Genomic DNA, 16,706 nt, shown 5'->3' with positions numbered 1-16,706 from the left:
TTCATGAAAACACTAAAAAGTATTTTAAAATGGATTGTGATTATTCTTGTTGTGTTGAATCTTTTGATTTTGATTTCGGGACGAACGTATTTGTACAAAGGCATTGCTAACACGTATTTGAAAGGCAGAAAAGGTCCTTCGATTACGGAATATAAAATTTTCTCGAACCGAGAAGTAAACGTTGGAACGCCGCAACCTTGGGCTGTTGCAGTAAATTACAACAAAGCAACTATTCCTGCAAATGATTTGGCAGACATGGAAAAATACAAAACCATCGCGTATGTTATTGTGAAAAATGATTCGATTTGTTACGAGCAATATTGGGATGGTTTCGGAAGAAATTCGGTAACCAATTCTTTTTCGATGGCAAAAACATTTGTCAGTATTTTAGTCGGAATTGCGATTGACGGAGGAAAAATTAAAAGTGTGGACGAGCCTGTCGGAGATTTTTTATCACAATTTAAAGACGGAGAAAATGCACAATTAACTATTAAAGATTTATTGACTATGAGTTCCGGAATTAATTTTGATGAGAATTATGTTAGTCCGTTTGCCTATCCTGCGCAAGCCTATTACGGAACGGATTTGCAAAAATTAACGTATGGATATAAAGTTACCGAAACGCCTGGAAAAGCTTTTAAATACCTTAGCGGGAATAGTTCTTTACTTTCTTTTATTGTTGAAAAGTCAACAGGAATGCCGCTTTCCGTTTACGCATCAGTTAAGTTATGGCAACCGATGGGAGCTGAAAATCCAGCGTATTGGAGTTTGGATCATCCGAATGGAGTGGAAAAAGCTTATTGTTGTTTTAACTCTAACGCTCGTGATTTCGCGCGTTTCGGAGAATTGTATTTGCAAAATGGAAATTGGAACGGCAAGCAATTGGTTTCGGAAGCTTACGTAAAAGCTTCTGTAGCTCCTGCAAATATTTTAGATGACTTTGGAAATCCAAATAAAAAATACGGCTATAATTGGTGGTTGTTAAACTATAAAGGACACGCTGTTTTTTATGCACGCGGTATTTTAGGACAATATATTTTGGCAATTCCAGATGAAAAAATGGTGGTAGTTCGACTCGGAAAAACACGTGCCAAAGGACAAACAGATGGGCATCCGGACGATGTGTATGAATATTTGGATGCTGCTTTAAGTATGTACGGAACAAATTAAAAACGATTTTTTTCCTTCTCAAAAAATAATTTTTCGAATGCGAATTTTAAACTGAAATGGCAAAAACAAAAAGTACTTTTTTCTGTCAAAATTGCGGAGCACAATCCCCTAAATGGGTTGGTAAATGCGTTTCGTGTGGAGAATGGAATACGTTTGTAGAAGAAATTATTTCGAAAGGCGATGAAGTAAAAACGCCTGGTATCGCGCAAAGTACGCAACGTGCATCAAAACCTTTGCTTATTTCTGAAATTGAACTTTCCGAGCAACATCGCATTCCTATTGAAGACGAAGAATTGAGTCGTGTTTTGGGCGGAGGCATTGTTCCCGGCTCATTGGTTTTATTTGGCGGAGAACCTGGCATTGGAAAATCTACTTTGATGCTTCAACTTGCTGTAAAATTAAAAAACCTCCGAACGCTTTATGTATCCGGCGAAGAAAGCGAACAACAAATTAAAATGCGTGCCGACAGAATTGGGATGACAAATCCGGAGTGTTATATTTTATCTGAAACATCTACCCAAAATATTTTCAAACAAATTGAATTATTGGAGCCGCAATTAGTAATTGTGGATTCCATACAAACCTTGCACACAGCGAGAATTGAATCATCGCCAGGAAGTATTTCACAAATCCGCGAAAGCGCAGCCGAATTAATGCGCTACGCAAAAGAAAGCGGAACGCCTGTTTTTATTATTGGACACATCACAAAAGATGGTTCCATTGCTGGACCAAAAGTGTTGGAACACATGGTGGATACGGTTTTGCAATTTGAAGGCGACAGAAATCATGTGTATCGTTTGTTGCGAACAGCAAAAAATAGATTTGGTTCTACCAACGAATTAGGCATTTACGAAATGCAAGGAAGTGGTTTGCGACAAGTGAGCAATCCTTCTGAAATACTGATTACAAACCGCGAAGAGCCTGTGAGTGGAGTTGCCATTTCTGCAACAATGGAAGGATTACGACCGATGTTAATTGAAACGCAAGCACTTGTAAGTAGCGCTGCGTACGGAACTCCGCAACGCTCTTCTACCGGATTTGATTTACGCAGATTAGCAATGTTATTGGCTGTTTTAGAAAAACGCTGCGGATTTCGCTTGGGTGCGAAAGATGTTTTTTTAAATATTGCTGGTGGCATAAAAGTAGAAGATCCGGGAATTGATTTGGCCTTGGTTTGCGCAGTGCTTTCGTCTAATGAAGACATTCCGATTTCGCCAAAAATTTGTTTTGCTGGAGAAGTAGGACTTTCTGGAGAAATTCGTCCGGTAAATCGTATTGAACAACGAATTTCGGAAGCCGAAAAATTAGGCTTCGATCAAATTTTCATTTCCAAATACAATAAAAAAGGCTTGGACGTAAAAAAATTTAACATCCAACTCACCTTTGTTGGCAAGATAGAAGAGGTATTTAGTTTGTTATTTGGATAGCCAAAAAAATAATTTTTCAAACGATTTTTTCTTAGCTATTGCTTGTTAGGTGTATTTATCTAATTTTGCAACGCTTTAAAAGAAATTTTAAAGGGGCCCATAGCTCATTCGGTTAGAGCAACAGACTCATAATCTGTGGGTGCTTGGTTCGATTCCAAGTGGGCCCACCGCACTTCTAAACAAAGGCGTTCAAAAAAATATTTTTTTGAACGCCTTTGTTTTTGATTTGAAATCAAGTCAATTTGCTTTTTTGAAAATTAAATTTATACCTTTACGAATTATGTTTACTAAAAATACATCTGAAATGGCAAGAAACAATCAAGATGAATCACCTTTGGTGAATCAAATCAGACCAGGAACGGTTATTGATGGAGATATTAAATCAAACGGAGATTTAAGAATAGACGGACTTTTAACTGGAACCATTGATGCAAAAGGAAAATTAGTAGTAGGTCCTACTGGAAATATTTCAGGTGATGTAATTTGTCAAAATGCGGAAATACTTGGAACCATTACTGGTAAATTAACTGTTGCCGAATTGCTTTCGCTGAAATCAACCGCCAAAATAAACGGAGATATTATTACCAATAAATTAGCCATTGAACCGGGCGCCAATTTTTCCGGCTCTTGCACCATGGGTGGCGTGATAAAAGACATCAAGCATGGCGGAAATACCGGAGTTAGAAAAGAAGAAAAAACGGCTTAACGACTACGCCCGCTATTCGGGCATGGCATTTCAAATGATTGCCATTATGCTCGCATTTCTTTTTTCGGGTATTTGGTTGGATAAACATTTTGCACTTCATTATCCTGTTTTTACTGCAACATTTGCGTTATTTGGTGCTTTTTTAGCCATTTATTATTTTATTCGAGATCTTTTGTAATTAAAATGTACAACGCACACTTCCGTTTATTTTTGATAAAGTTGTCGATTTTTACTTTATTTATCCTATCCACCGGATTTTTCCTTTTTCCTTTTTTGCCAGAAAACTACTCTCGAAAAATATTTTTTCTGCTTAATATTTTATTTTTTATTGTAACGATTCTCACCCATTTTATTGTCGTAAAAAAATCTTCAGAAAATAATTTTCGAAACTTCGTTTCTTATTTCATGGAAGCCACTACAAGTAAATTACTTATTTATCTGATGGTGATTTTTTTCTATCTTTTTTTTAGAAAACAAAATGCGCAACCTTTTATTATTTTCTTTTTAATCCTTTATATTTTTTACACTGTTTTTGAAACCGTTTCTTTGTTGAAATTTTTCAAAAAGCGAAGTGTTTAAGTGGAATTAATTGTAATCGTTTTAGTATTATTGTATATAAATTTGAAATCGAAAAAATGAGTAAAGTAGCATTGATTACCGGAATTACCGGTCAGGATGGATCGTATTTAGCCGAATTTCTTTTGAAAAAAGGATACACTGTTCACGGCATCAAACGTAGAAGTTCGTCGTTTAATACAGACAGAATTGACCATCTTTACAAAGATACCCACGAGCAAAAAGTAAATTTTTTTCTGCATTATGGCGATTTAACGGATTCTACCAATTTGATTCGTATTGTGCAAGAAGTTCAGCCAGATGAAATATATAATTTGGCAGCACAATCGCACGTAAAAGTTTCTTTCGAAACACCTGAATATACTGCTAATTCGGATGCTATCGGCACATTGCGTTTGCTCGAAGCCATTCGCATTTTAAAATTAGAAAAGAAAACAAAATTTTACCAAGCCTCTACATCCGAGATGTATGGCGAGGTTCAGGAAATTCCGCAACGCGAAACCACTCCCTTTTATCCACGCAGCCCTTACGGAGTGGCTAAATTATATGGATTTTGGATTACAAAAAATTATCGCGAAGCGTATAATTTGTACGCTTGCAACGGAATTTTATTTAATCATGAAAGTCCAGTGAGAGGTGAAACTTTTGTAACGCGAAAAATTACGCGCGCTGCCGCAAAAATAAGTTTAGGATTACAGAAAAAATTATTTCTCGGAAACCTTGATGCAGAGCGCGATTGGGGACATGCAAAAGATTATGTGGAAGGCATGTGGATGATGCTTCAACAAAAAGTAGCAGACGATTATGTATTGGCAACAGGAAAAAAAGTTTCCGTACGGAAATTTGTAGAAATGGCTTTTGCAGAAGTAGAAATTAAATTGGAATGGAAAGGAAAAGGAATCGAAGAAAAAGGCATCAACACGGCGAATGGCAAAACGCTCATCGAAATTGATGCTGAATATTTTCGTCCGACTGAAGTAGATTTATTGGTGGGAGATGCTTCGAAAGCGCACAAAAATTTAGGTTGGAAACCCAAATATAAATTAGAACAATTGGTAAAAGAAATGATGGAATCTGATTTGAAATTATTTCGAAAAGACAAGTATTTGCTGGAAGGTGGACACGATGTGATGAATTTCCACGAATAATTTTTTCGAGCAAAAAATTAGTAAAATGCAAACCTATATTTCCATTTTACGCGGAATTAATGTGGGCGGACATCGAAAAATTTTGATGTTGGATTTAAAAAAGCTGTACGAAAAATTAAATTTCAAAGACGTTGTAACTTACATACAAAGCGGAAATGTTATTTTTAAAACAGACGCGAAAAATAATAATTCAGCGCTTTCAAAAGCGATTGAAAAAATAATTTTTGAAACATATAATTTTCAAGTTCCGGTAATTATTAGAACGGTTTCTGAAATCGAAAAAATAATTTTTGAGAACCCTTTTTTGAATGAAGAAAATAGTGATGTAGAAAGATTACACGTTACTTTCCTTTCGGAAATACCCGCCAAATCAGAAGTTCAGGAAATTTTAAAATTGGATTATTCGCCCGATAAATTTATTCTGAACAACAAAGAAATTTTTATTTGTTGTTCGAATGGTTACGGAAATACAAAATTATCCAATCCGTTTTTTGAAAAAAAGTTAAATATAATTGCTACCACCAGAAATTGGAAAACCGTAATGAAACTAGTTGAATTGGCGAACAAAAAAACAGCTTCAAAAAAATAATTTTTTGAAGCTGTTTTGAGGATACTGAAAAATTATTTTTTGGAAATGTTCGAAATCTGTATCGGAATTCCTGTTACACAACCTTTCGGATTATGGATTTTTAAAATTCGGTAATTGAAAGAAATTTCCAATCCATCCACATCAAAAGTAGTTAGTCCAGTAATCGGAATATAAATAAGTCTTTTTTTTCCTGATACAGAATCACACACGATAACCGTTCCGCAACCACTTGCGCTGTATTGATGAGAAACTTTTCCGCTGGCTATCGGAGCGGAAGAGCTTTGAATCGTTGCATTCATAGAGGCAACCGCTTTCTTCGATTTACAAGCGGCGCAAACAAACAAACACAATAACATCATCATAAGCGATGCTGCAAAACTCTTACCAATCCTACTTCTCAGCATATTATTGAATTATTACTTTTAAAACGCGTTGAAAATCGTTGTTTCCTAATCTCACAAAATAAAGTCCTTTTGCTATACCGCTGGTGCTGATAGTTGTTTGAAGTGCATTCGCAGTTGGCATTACCGTTTTTCCGCTGATGTATTTTCCTTGTACATCATACAAGGTTAAAATCATTGTACTATTCGTTGGAAGATTTTTTGCTTTGATACTTAATTCATCTCCAGATTGAAAAGCGTTCAATGTAACCTGATTGTTTGTTAACGTAGCAATTCCTGTTCCGCTGGTGCAAATGGGCACTTTAAAAGAAAAAATGCGCGTACTCAAATATCCACCTGCTGCAACATACATATTCGTATGCCAAAACGTAACTCCATCAGATGGATCAACCGTTGTGTTAGCATAATCGCCCCAACGGCTTGCCTGTGTAAAGGCAGAAGACCCAGCAACACCAATTCCTTCTGTTAAAGACATTGTTCCTAAAGGATCACATTTTCTTCTACCAGTATACCGAATTCCCGGATATACAGAAGTGGGATCGGAAACAGAATAAGCTAAACCAATACTGCCATTCTGATCCATCGCAATGGAAGGATTCCAACGACTCACGCCATCGTTTGGTGCATACGTACCTTGTTGATAAATACTCCAAACGTTACTCGTAGCATCTTGGCGCAATTCATACCATCTAAGTCCAGAAACAATTGTACTTCCAGTTCCTACGTTTACTGGGTTACACATCACTGCAGCATTGTAAGTTCCCCATCTTAAATAAGGAATACGGTAAGAGAAAAATCCATCAAGTGCATCTAAACTGTTTGGGTTCCCAGGCTGATCAATATCTTGTTGTCCACCTGTAAAAATACAATTGGAAGGTTGCGTGGTTAAGGAATCCGAAAGAGCAATGGCTCCTGTTTTATTCGTCCAATCGGTAGTTATTTTGTAAATCCTGATTTTATCAGTGAAATTTCCTCCCCAACTGGCGCTGGTAAAATCAAATAAATATTCCGGTGAGCCATAAGGAGGCAATGTTCCGTCCGCATAAAGCGTTTGCGGGCACCAAAATCCACCACCACTTCCGGCAGGCATATAAATAGAAGGAATAACGATGAAACCTGCAGTAGGGTCGCCTGTAATCATTTTTGCACGTTGATAAACAACTACTTTTTGATTTTGGCAATTACATGTTTCATAATAACCGTCTGACCAAATAGAAAATTTTGGGTAATCGGCAAAATCATTTGCATCTGGAGTAAAATCATAAATATAATATGTTCCAGTTGGATCGGGTGTTGTAGAAACGGCAAACTGCATTTCAGTTTCGTTTCCGTTATTATCTGATTGAAATTCTTCTATTACCCAACGGTCTGCAAATTTATCGTACATCACAACGGGATCGCCATCATCAGTACTTCCTGGAAAAAGATGGCTCAAAGCAAAGGAAGGAGTAAGTGCAGTTCCACTTTTGTCGAATACCTGATAATCGCTGTTAATGGCTTGTACATAATTATTCGGACCTACCATTCCGTTTGGATCATAAGGAACGTACCCTTGCGAACTGGATTGCCCATCTACACTCACAATGGTACCTTCCGTAGCGGTTGTTCCTTGTGCTTTTTGTACAATAGAATCGGTGATTGTTTTTTCAGCGCCGTCGCGGTGTTTCAGAATTTGATACGGAAATCTTCTATGTGCATCATTGTCCGCAGCTTGTTTATATACGCCGTCTTTTCTTCCGGTAACCGGATATTCTTTCGCTATTTCGCGCAAAGGTCTGCTGATGGAAAAACTCGTACATTGCTTGTAATACGATCCATCTGGATGGCGAATAACGGTTTGCGAAAACAAAGAGCCTGCTATCAAAGATGCAGCGCTGAGTAGTAGAGTGTTTTTCATGTGAATTATTTTTTGACGAATATAAATTATTCTTTTTAATATTCAAAATATTTTGCATTAAAAAACACCTTCGAAAAATTATTTTTTTGAAGCATAAAAAAAGTCCTGCAAAAGCAGGACTTGAAAAATTATTTTTTTGAAAGGTATTTTAGTTATCCCAAAAAAGAGTCGGAGACCACATGGTACAAGGAGGTGCATTGTTTAAATTAACCTCGCTTTGCGGATAAATAAACCGACGCGCTACTCCATTACTTCCAGCAACTGGAATTAAAGTTGGGCTGGCGGTACGTCTCCACAATGTCCATGCTTCTGGATTCAAGTACAAAGCAATCCACTCCTGATACGCTATTTGAGCGATGGCTGCATTAGTAGTACCCGGCAAAAGCCCTTGTGTACCTGCTAAATAAGCCGTTGTATTAGTGGAAGTAACACCTAAACGTGCCATATTTTGAGTAATTCCGTTGATATAAAATGTTTGTGCAGCAACAACAGATCCTCCTGCTCTCAAAGTGGCTTCGGCTGCTACAAATTGCATTTCTGAATAAGTAATGAAATCAACTGGAGCATTTGGGATACCACCATAAAAACCCCCAAACCCAGGACCTTGGGTTAATTCGGCAGTACTATCAATCAAAATGTTTTTACGTGGGTCATTTAACATGTTGAGGACAGTATCCATTTTTGAATATGCGAAACTAATATCGCCTCTTTGAGTGTTGAATTGATACCATTCGCCGGCAGCAGTTGCAGCAGTACCGTAAGTAATTGTTGCATTGTCGGCATTGCTTTGGAAAGATTCTCCCACTTCTACTAAAGCGCTATCCGCCATAGCGATATTGTTGTGTTTGGTTTGATGGATGAATAAACGTGCTTTAATCGCATGAGCAAATTTAATCCAGTTTGCCGCATTTCCGCCATACATAAAATCATCGGTTGAAGGAGTTAAAAGTCCAGAATTTGGATTGTTCAAATCCACAATGGCTTGATTTAATAAAGTGGTAATGGTTCCATACAATGTTTGATCATTATCATACGCAGGATGTAAATTGCTTACCCCTTTAAATGATTGGGAATAAGGAATACTTCCCCAACAATCTACCATAGTTTGTAAAGAATAAGCCATCAACACTTCGGAAATTCCTTTGTATTCGTTGTTTCCTCCGCTTGTTGCTTGTTGCATCAGCGTATAGTCATTTTCCATTGCAGAAGAGTACATATTGCCCCACAAATCATCGAAATCCGATGTATTCATTACGTATTGATAATAAATTTGTGATTGACGACTTTGCCCAAAAGTTTGTTGCGTAAACATCGAGGTATATTGCGACATTTCGCCGCCTACATAATAACCAATGGCGGTTTCTGCTGTTGGCAATAACACACTGGGAACAACCGAAGCCGGAGCATTCGGATTTTTATTCACTTTCGTATAGAAATCCTTTTTACAAGAAGCTGCAGAAAGTAACAACACTGTTACAGCTACTGCGGATACGGATATTTTTATAGTTTTCATAGGTAGATTTTTAACAGTTAAAAATTATAAGCCAACATTTAAACGAACACCATAACTTTTTATGCCAGGATTGTTAAAATAGTCCAAGCCTTGTCCGTTAGCAGGTCCACCAAGACTTGTTTCTGGATCAACACCAGGATATTTTGTCCAAAGGAATGGGTTGTTGGCAAAAGCAGTAAGCGATAATTTAGTGAAATGTGCTTTTTTAATCCATTTTTCAGGAAACGAATACGTTAAACTCATTTGTCCTACGCGTACAAAAGAAACATCGTAAACGTTTGCAGAAGTTGGACCTCCAAAACTACTTCCGATATTTTGCCAGTAGTATTCGTTGTATTGTGCTGTAACATTATTGGCAGCTCCTTCTCCTGTTACTTCTGTCCCTGATGAATTATTGTGAGCAATATTTCCGTTGGCGTCTAAGTGTCCTGCATTACCCGAAAATACAACATTTTGCCCACGGTTAGCAGTTTGCTGAGCCGTTCCAAAATATTCGAGGGCTCCCAATGTTCCGTCCCACATACTTCCACCTTCGCGAACATTCAATATAATTCCCAATGTAATGTTTTTGAAAGTAAAGGCATTGTTGATGCCACCTATCCATTTTGGTTGAATGTTTCCGAGCGGAACGCTTTGAGTACCCACAATCGGCATACCATAACCTGGATCTGTTTTGATGTCGTCAATTATCATGTTTCCACTGCCATCACGAACATAATCTGTTCCATAAATAACACCATAAGGTTGTCCAGGCAAAGCATATACGCCACCACCAGTAAATCCACCTAAAAATAAGCTATTTACACCCGGTGCTAAGGCAACTACTTCGTTCACGTTTTTGCTCCAGTTAAACCCTAAATCCCAAGTAAAACCGTTTTTCAACTTTACAGGAGTCGTGTTTAAAGTAAGCTCAATACCTTTGTTAGTTACCTGACCTAAGTTAAACAAAGCAGATGCAAATCCGGTAGAATAAGGAATGGGAACAGTAAAAATCTCATCCGTTGTATTCTCATAATAATACGTTGCACTCAAGCTCACTCTGTTTTGAAAGAAAATTAAATCAGTACCTATTTCATAACTGTTTGTGTTTTCAGGAAGTAATCCTGAATTTCCAATGACAGAAGTAGGGCTGCTAATTTGGTATCCAGCTTGTCCGTTGAAAGGGAAAGTAACTCCTGTTGTATAACCATCCTTAATACTTGCTTGACTGTAATACGTTTGAAGTGCTTCTATCGGTGCATCTTGTCCTACTTGTGCATACGACATACGTAATTTCCCGTAAGGGAAAATTTTGTTGGTCGTTAGTTTCAACGCATCTGTAAATACCCATGCGGCACTTACGGAAGGATAGAAAAAATTATTGTGTCCTGGAGCTAAAGTAGAAGTCGTTTCATCACGTCCGGTAAGGGTTAAAAACAATTGACTTTTCCAATTCAATTGACCTTCTCCATACCATGCCGAAGTACGTTTTCCTGCTTCACTCTCGCTGGCTTGATAATTTTGAGCATTCGATAAATCTAAAAAGTTAGGTAAGGAAAAATTACTGCCAGTAGCAAAACGGTTTTGACTTCTTAAATCAAAAAAGTTTTGTCCGAGAATTAAATTACCCGATAAATCGTCGGAAAATTTATGATTCATATTTACGATAAAATCGGAATTGAATTGGCTATTAAAATAATCCGAGGTATATAAATATCCAGCTGGGAATTGATTCGATCCAATGTCATACGCGTCTTTATCACTTTGAAAATAAACATCTCCGCCTATACGGTAAGTAACCATCATCCAACTTAATGCCTGATAATTTAATTGCGTAGTACCAAAAACGCGGTTCAAGCCTTCTGTATAAGGATCCCGATTTACAGTCCAATAAGGGTTGTCGTATCCACCACCGCCTCGGTAGCTTCTTTGATTGCCATTTGGCAATACGTATGCACTGGAATCTACCGGATTTTTTTGTCCATAAGAATTATCGAAAGTTGCCGGAGTTCTTAATAAACCTAACATCACGCCCGAAACTTGAGAACCTTGTTGTGCTTTATTGTTAAATGAGTTAATGTAATTAACGCCCGCTGTAATACTTAATTTTTTTGAAAGTGCGGTTTCTCCGTTTATACTAAAATTAGTTTTATTGTATTTGGTGCCAGGGATAATTCCTGTTTGGTGAAGATTTCCCAAAGAAATTCGGTAATTGGATTTACTGTTTCCACCTGAAAAAGCGATGTTGTTATCCGCTGTAACTCCTGTTTGAAAGAAATTGTATTGATTGTAAGGCGTAACAGGAACAGTACCTGTAGGAGAAATATCTCCGTTACGATCCCATTGATTAGCTACCCCTGTACGTTTAAGTGTGCTGATTGCAGGACCCCAAGAGAATTTTTTATCCGATCCACTGGAATCAGGTCCTTGATAAATCCCGTTATTTCCCTGTGCCCATTGGTTCTGAAGCTCTGGTAATTTATCCGGTGAGCTCCAAGATTCGGAGGAGTTAAACTCAATTTTCGGTCCGCCTACAGCACTTCCTTTTTTAGTAGTAATAACAATCGCACCACTGGCTGCTTGAATACCGTACAAAGCTGCTGCTGCTGGTCCTTTCAAAACAGTAATGGATTCTATATCACTTGGATTAATGTCCAAACCACGGTTGGTGGGTTGCGCGCCTCCTGTTAAACCTCCACTAGCACCACCTGCTGCAAATCCTGCATTGGTTGGGTCATAATTGTTAATTGAATTATCAATTGGGATACCATCCACCACCATTAGCGGTTGATTATTTCCAGTTAAGGAAGTTACACCTCTTAAAGTCATATACGTTCCTGCACCTGGGTCTCCTGCACTATTAATTACAGTTAAACCAGCTACTTTTCCGTCCAATTCAGACATCATGTTGCCAGTACCAGAGTTATTTAACTCATCGCCATTAACAACCTGTGTAGCATATCCCAAACTTTTTTTCTCGGCACTAATACCGATTGCAGTAACTACAAATTCATCCAATCCGAATAAATCCGATTGCATGGTTACATTCATATTATCGCTAATAGCAACTTCTTGCTTTTTTACTCCAATGGAAGAAAAAACCAAAGTTGTTTCGCCTGTATTCACACCTAAAGAAAATTTTCCGGATGTATCCGTGCTGGTAGCAATGGTAGTCCCCTTTACTTGTACCACTACGTAAGGAATAGGTTTTCCGTCCGTTCCTTTTACCGTTCCCGAAACAATACGGGTTTGAGCGTTCAAAAATCCGCAACACATCACAAAAAGTAAAATGGCGGAAGCGCGTAGCATCTTTTTCATAGAAATTGTGTTAAATTTTAGTTAAATAAATATACGAATCGTGCAATTTTGCTGATGACTTAGCTTTTTATATCTATTAAAAATCTAAATTAAAGCAGTGCAACATTAATTCATTTTTATTAAAAAAACAAATTCTTTTTCTAAAAATAGTGTAATCCTAAATAGAATCATTTTTTGTCGTTTGAAAAATTATTTTTTCGAAGACTCTTTATGAGCGATGGATCACAAGCGGTTTTAACACAGGAATTATAGCAGGCGCCAATTTAGAAACTGGCGAATACAAGACGGAACTCGTTTTTGTGTTTTGCGGAACGAAATTCAATTTTTGTTCGAAGGAATGTAAAATAAAGAAGAGTACACTAATAAATAAAGCAAATTTTAATCCGCCGAAAAGTGCGCCTAATAAACGATTCATCCAATTCAATAAAATTATTTTTACAAAACGTTCCGTTATTTTTGCGATAAAAAATACGAATGCCAAAATCCCTAAAAATAAAATTGCGAAAGCAATAATTCGAACATGGGAAGAATGCCATGAAAATGTTTTTTCCAGAAAACGAGCTGCGAAATCCGAAAATTTAATTCCACCATAAACGCCAGCCCAAAGTGCCATCAACGAAGCTAATTCGATAATCAATCCTTTGCGGAAACCTTTGTAAAATCCCCACAAAATGAGAATCACTATAATAATGTCGAGCGTATTCATCTGAAAAAATATTTTTTGAAACTACTCTTTTTGCTCCTTCAAAAAAATATTTTTTCGAGAAGATATTCAGAATCCATTGTGAATTTCTCAAAATGTGAACTGGAAGAATCAGTATCTTTGGCGCATGGACAAGGACTTGGAAATTGAATGGAAAAAAGTTGTGAAATTGCTGTCGCCCGCTTTCGGAGAGGATTTGGACATGCAGGGAATTTTATTTTTAATTGGTGTACAAGAACTCGGCAAAGGCAAAAAAACTTTTTCGAAAGACAAGAAATTGGACCTGTTACACATCGCTATTTGTACACTTTTAGCGCCTTACGGATATTATGAATTTGAAGGCAGAGATGCCGACGATTGGCCACATTGGAAATTTAATGAGCAATTGCCTCCACTAAAACCCGGCGAACAATTAGCATTGATTAAGCGCGCCGTTATTGATTATTTCAATACAGAAAATTAATTTTGGAAGAGGAGAAAATCAGTAAAAGATTTTCTCCTCTTTTTGCTTTTGAAAAATTATTTTTTTGAAGACGACATTCCTCTCCTTTCCGTGAAATTAATTTTCTTACTTTTACGAAGAAATTTCATCATTCCTTTATGACAGGCGCAGAAAAACCCGATTCTTTCCGAAAATACATTCGTATATTTTGGATTATCGTTATTGCTCCCATTGTTTTTTTGACTTTATTGGTAACCATTGTTTCAATGGGTTGGATGGGAAAATTACCCACTTTCGAGCAACTCGAAAATCCTAAAAATAATTTAGCCACCGAAGTATATTCCAGTGATATGCAAGTGCTCGGCAAATATTATGTAGAAAATCGTTCGGATGTACAATTTAAAGAACTCAATCCGAATTTGGTACACGCCTTGGTTGCCACTGAAGATGCTCGTTTTTACGAACATTCCGGCGTGGATGTACGTGGACTTTTTCGTGTGATGTTTAAAACCATTTTGGGCGGAAAAGAAAGTTCAGGCGGCGGCAGTACGCTGACGCAACAATTGGCAAAAATGCTTTTTCCACGCGAAGAACATTCTTCCAAGTTACACCTCGCCATTCGTAAAATAAAAGAATGGGTGATCGCTACGCGCTTAGAAAGACAATACACGAAGGATGAAATCCTAACCATGTATCTCAATAAATTTGATTTTATGAATAACGCGGTGGGCATTAAATCTGCTGCTAAAATTTATTTTAATACCAGTCCAGATCAGCTCACCCTCGGCGAATCCGCAATGCTCGTAGGCATGGAAAAAAATCCGGCTTTGTTTAATCCTGTGCGCCGACCAAAAGCCACGCAAGGCCGCAGAGATGTGGTGCTTGAACAAATGTTTAAATACAAATACATTCGCAAAGCGCAAAAGGATTCGACCGCTGCAATACCTTTGGAATTGCACTTTCAACCAGAAAATCACAACGAAGGGTTGGCGACTTATTTCAGAGAATATTTACGCGATAATTTTTTACGGAAATGGTGCGAAGAACATCCGAAACCAGACGGCACGAAATACGATATTTACAAAGATGGATTAAAAATTTATACTACGATTGATTCGCGTATGCAGCTTTACGGGGAAGAAGCGGTTGAAAAAAATTGCAAAGATTTACAAGCGCGATTTTTTGAAGAATGCAAACACAAACGCAATGCACCTTTCGATTATCGTGTAAGCAAAACAGAAATTGAAAACATTATGAACGATGCCATGAGGCGCAGCGACCGGTATCGTTCGCTAAAGGAAGCGGGCGTTTCGGATGATTCCATTCGCCAGAATTTTAATACGCCTATTGACATGACTGTTTTTTCGTGGAATGGCGATATTGATACCACGCTGAGTCCTATGGATTCCATCCGTTATAGTAAATGTTTTCAGCAAGCTGGTTTTATGTCGATGGATCCACAAACGGGTTATATCAAAGCTTGGGTGGGCGGTATCAATCATAAATATTTTAAATACGATCACGTAAAAGAAGGAAAACGTCAGGTCGGTTCTACGTTTAAATCTTTTGTGTATGCGTTGGCGATTCAAGAAGGATATTCGCCTTGCTACGAAGTTCCGAATGTGCCTATAACCATTCATTACGACGGAAAAGATTGGTCGCCAGAGAATGCTGATAACGATGACGACGGAAAAATGATGACCTTGAAAGAAGCGCTCGCAAAATCCGTCAACAGAATTGCTGCTTTTCTTATCAAACAATTTGGTCCGCAAGCTGTGGTAGATTTAGCCAAACGAATGGGAATCACCAGTGAGATGGACGCCGTACCTTCCATTTGTCTGGGAACGCCCGAAATATCCGTTTACGATATGGTTGGCGCGTACAGCACGTTTGCGAACAAAGGCACTTGGACAGAGCCTATTTTTGTTACACGCATCGAAGATAAAAACGGAAAGGTGTTGCAAGATTTTGCTCCAAAAACACAAGAAGTCATGAGCGAAGAAAAAGCCTACATTATGTTGGATTTATTGAAAGGCGTGGTACAATACGGAACAGGAGTACGTTTGCGTTATAAATATAAATTGATGAATCCGATTGCCGGAAAAACAGGAACCACACAAAATAATTCCGACGGTTGGTTTATGGGTATCACTCCCGATTTAGTTTCTGGATGTTGGGTAGGTTGGGAAGACCGTGGTGTACATTTCAGCTCTATGCAATGGGGACAAGGTGCCAGCGAAGCACTTCCGATTTGGGCGTATTACATGCAAAATGTATATGCCGATAAAACCATCCATCTGTCGCAAGGGGATTTTGCGAAGCCTGCTAAAAAAATAAGCGTGGATTTGGATTGCGATCAATACGAAAAACAACATCGAAGCGATAATCCTGCTAATTTCGATTCGAACGATCCAGCTGGCAATTGATTTCGAATGCCATAAAAAAATGAAGAATTAGAAATTAAGAATTTAGAATTGTAAAATGACATTTTATTGGTTTCTTTAGTTTTCAAGGAAAAAGAAACTTCAAAGCGGAGCGTAAGCCAGAAAAAGTAGCGGGGGCTGAGCCAGCTTGTGCGTGAGCCGATAACTTTTTTTTGAGTTTTTTGTTTCTTTTTGGGTTAAGCCAAAAAGATAATAAAACATAAATTTCTCTTATGTTCTTTTGATTTGAAAAAAGAACGTAAAAGGAAATATCACTTAGTATTATTTTTACTCCTTCTTTACTTTTGTCTTACAAACAAAAGAAAGAAGCAAAGAAAAATTCAAGGCTTGGATTTCTCATTTCATTTTAGCTTCCCGAAAGCTATTCATCGGGTGATTTCCTCGCATACGCTC

13 protein-coding genes and 1 tRNA gene are annotated in these 16,706 nt (G+C 37.7%); 9 read left to right on the top strand and 5 right to left on the bottom strand.

Annotated features, from left to right (window positions below; translation table 11 throughout):
• Positions 1-3: 3 nt before the first annotated feature.
• From ABIZ51_04590 to ABIZ51_04560, 7 genes are all read left to right on the top strand, one after another.
• Positions 4-1,170: a serine hydrolase gene (locus ABIZ51_04590; GenBank protein ID MEO7088053.1), complete on the top strand. Its 1,167-nt coding sequence runs from the start codon at positions 4-6 to the stop codon at positions 1,168-1,170.
• Positions 1,171-1,226: 56 nt separating this feature from the next.
• Complete coding sequence (gene radA / locus ABIZ51_04585; protein ID MEO7088052.1) at positions 1,227-2,597, top strand: DNA repair protein RadA; 1,371 nt, start codon at positions 1,227-1,229, stop codon at positions 2,595-2,597.
• Positions 2,598-2,690: 93 nt separating this feature from the next.
• Positions 2,691-2,764: transfer RNA gene (locus tag ABIZ51_04580), tRNA-Ile, on the top strand.
• The gene (locus tag ABIZ51_04575) at positions 2,737-3,303 is read left to right on the top strand and encodes a polymer-forming cytoskeletal protein (GenBank protein MEO7088051.1); all 567 of its coding nucleotides are present in this window, start codon (positions 2,737-2,739) and stop codon (positions 3,301-3,303) included. The genes ABIZ51_04580 and ABIZ51_04575 overlap by 28 nt, the downstream gene beginning before the upstream one ends.
• Positions 3,260-3,481, top strand: coding sequence for an AtpZ/AtpI family protein (locus ABIZ51_04570; protein ID MEO7088050.1), 222 nt, complete (start codon positions 3,260-3,262; stop codon positions 3,479-3,481). Before ABIZ51_04575 ends, ABIZ51_04570 begins: the two co-directional genes overlap by 44 nt.
• A gap of 457 nt (positions 3,482-3,938) precedes the next feature.
• Positions 3,939-5,027, top strand: a complete 1,089-nt coding sequence (gmd, locus tag ABIZ51_04565; protein ID MEO7088049.1) for a GDP-mannose 4,6-dehydratase — start codon at positions 3,939-3,941, stop codon at positions 5,025-5,027.
• A 25-nt stretch (positions 5,028-5,052) separates the two neighbouring features.
• Complete coding sequence (locus ABIZ51_04560) at positions 5,053-5,616, top strand: DUF1697 domain-containing protein (protein ID MEO7088048.1); 564 nt, start codon at positions 5,053-5,055, stop codon at positions 5,614-5,616.
• Positions 5,617-5,648: 32 nt separating this feature from the next.
• Here ABIZ51_04560 and ABIZ51_04555 read toward each other — a convergent pair whose 3' ends face one another.
• From ABIZ51_04555 to ABIZ51_04535, 5 genes are all read right to left on the bottom strand, one after another.
• Complete coding sequence (locus ABIZ51_04555) at positions 5,649-6,020, bottom strand: hypothetical protein (protein ID MEO7088047.1); 372 nt, start codon at positions 6,018-6,020, stop codon at positions 5,649-5,651.
• 1 nt (position 6,021) lies between these two features.
• A complete protein-coding gene (locus ABIZ51_04550; protein MEO7088046.1) occupies positions 6,022-7,914 on the bottom strand; it encodes a T9SS type A sorting domain-containing protein in 1,893 nt (630 codons plus the stop codon).
• 148 nt (positions 7,915-8,062) lie between these two features.
• A complete protein-coding gene (locus ABIZ51_04545) occupies positions 8,063-9,427 on the bottom strand; it encodes a SusD/RagB family nutrient-binding outer membrane lipoprotein (GenBank protein MEO7088045.1) in 1,365 nt (454 codons plus the stop codon).
• Between the two features lie 24 nt (positions 9,428-9,451).
• Entirely contained in the window at positions 9,452-12,724 is a 3,273-nt protein-coding gene (locus ABIZ51_04540) for a SusC/RagA family TonB-linked outer membrane protein (protein ID MEO7088044.1), read from the bottom strand.
• A gap of 208 nt (positions 12,725-12,932) precedes the next feature.
• Positions 12,933-13,430 (bottom strand): CvpA family protein, encoded by a 498-nt coding sequence (locus ABIZ51_04535; GenBank protein ID MEO7088043.1) that lies wholly within the window; start codon positions 13,428-13,430, stop codon positions 12,933-12,935.
• Positions 13,431-13,554: 124 nt separating this feature from the next.
• Between ABIZ51_04535 and ABIZ51_04530 the strand changes: the two genes are divergently transcribed.
• Together ABIZ51_04530 and ABIZ51_04525 are read left to right on the top strand one after the other, a co-directional pair.
• Positions 13,555-13,890 (top strand): hypothetical protein, encoded by a 336-nt coding sequence (locus tag ABIZ51_04530; GenBank protein MEO7088042.1) that lies wholly within the window; start codon positions 13,555-13,557, stop codon positions 13,888-13,890.
• Positions 13,891-14,027: 137 nt separating this feature from the next.
• Positions 14,028-16,295: a PBP1A family penicillin-binding protein gene (locus ABIZ51_04525; GenBank protein ID MEO7088041.1), complete on the top strand. Its 2,268-nt coding sequence runs from the start codon at positions 14,028-14,030 to the stop codon at positions 16,293-16,295.
• The last annotated feature ends 411 nt before the right edge of the window (positions 16,296-16,706 follow it).

The sequence above is a fragment of the Bacteroidia bacterium genome (assembly GCA_039924845.1).
GTDB lineage: Bacteria > Bacteroidota > Bacteroidia > DATLTG01 > DATLTG01 > DATLTG01.
This window is presented reverse-complemented; position numbering and strand designations above follow the sequence as displayed.

What these genes read in the sequence shown, in the direction of transcription:
- ABIZ51_04590 (MEO7088053.1), top strand. Translation starts at nt 4, where the DNA reads ATGAAAACACTAAAAAGTATTTTAAAATGGATTGTGATTATTCTTGTT.
- radA (MEO7088052.1), top strand. Translation starts at nt 1,227, where the DNA reads ATGGCAAAAACAAAAAGTACTTTTTTCTGTCAAAATTGCGGAGCACAA.
- ABIZ51_04570 (MEO7088050.1), top strand. Translation starts at nt 3,260, where the DNA reads ATGGCGGAAATACCGGAGTTAGAAAAGAAGAAAAAACGGCTTAACGAC.
- gmd (MEO7088049.1), top strand. Translation starts at nt 3,939, where the DNA reads ATGAGTAAAGTAGCATTGATTACCGGAATTACCGGTCAGGATGGATCG.
- ABIZ51_04560 (MEO7088048.1), top strand. Translation starts at nt 5,053, where the DNA reads ATGCAAACCTATATTTCCATTTTACGCGGAATTAATGTGGGCGGACAT.
- ABIZ51_04555 (MEO7088047.1), bottom strand. Translation starts at nt 6,020, where the DNA reads ATGCTGAGAAGTAGGATTGGTAAGAGTTTTGCAGCATCGCTTATGATG.
- ABIZ51_04550 (MEO7088046.1), bottom strand. Translation starts at nt 7,914, where the DNA reads ATGAAAAACACTCTACTACTCAGCGCTGCATCTTTGATAGCAGGCTCT.
- ABIZ51_04545 (MEO7088045.1), bottom strand. Translation starts at nt 9,427, where the DNA reads ATGAAAACTATAAAAATATCCGTATCCGCAGTAGCTGTAACAGTGTTG.
- ABIZ51_04540 (MEO7088044.1), bottom strand. Translation starts at nt 12,724, where the DNA reads ATGAAAAAGATGCTACGCGCTTCCGCCATTTTACTTTTTGTGATGTGT.
- ABIZ51_04535 (MEO7088043.1), bottom strand. Translation starts at nt 13,430, where the DNA reads ATGAATACGCTCGACATTATTATAGTGATTCTCATTTTGTGGGGATTT.
- ABIZ51_04530 (MEO7088042.1), top strand. Translation starts at nt 13,555, where the DNA reads ATGGACAAGGACTTGGAAATTGAATGGAAAAAAGTTGTGAAATTGCTG.
- ABIZ51_04525 (MEO7088041.1), top strand. Translation starts at nt 14,028, where the DNA reads ATGACAGGCGCAGAAAAACCCGATTCTTTCCGAAAATACATTCGTATA.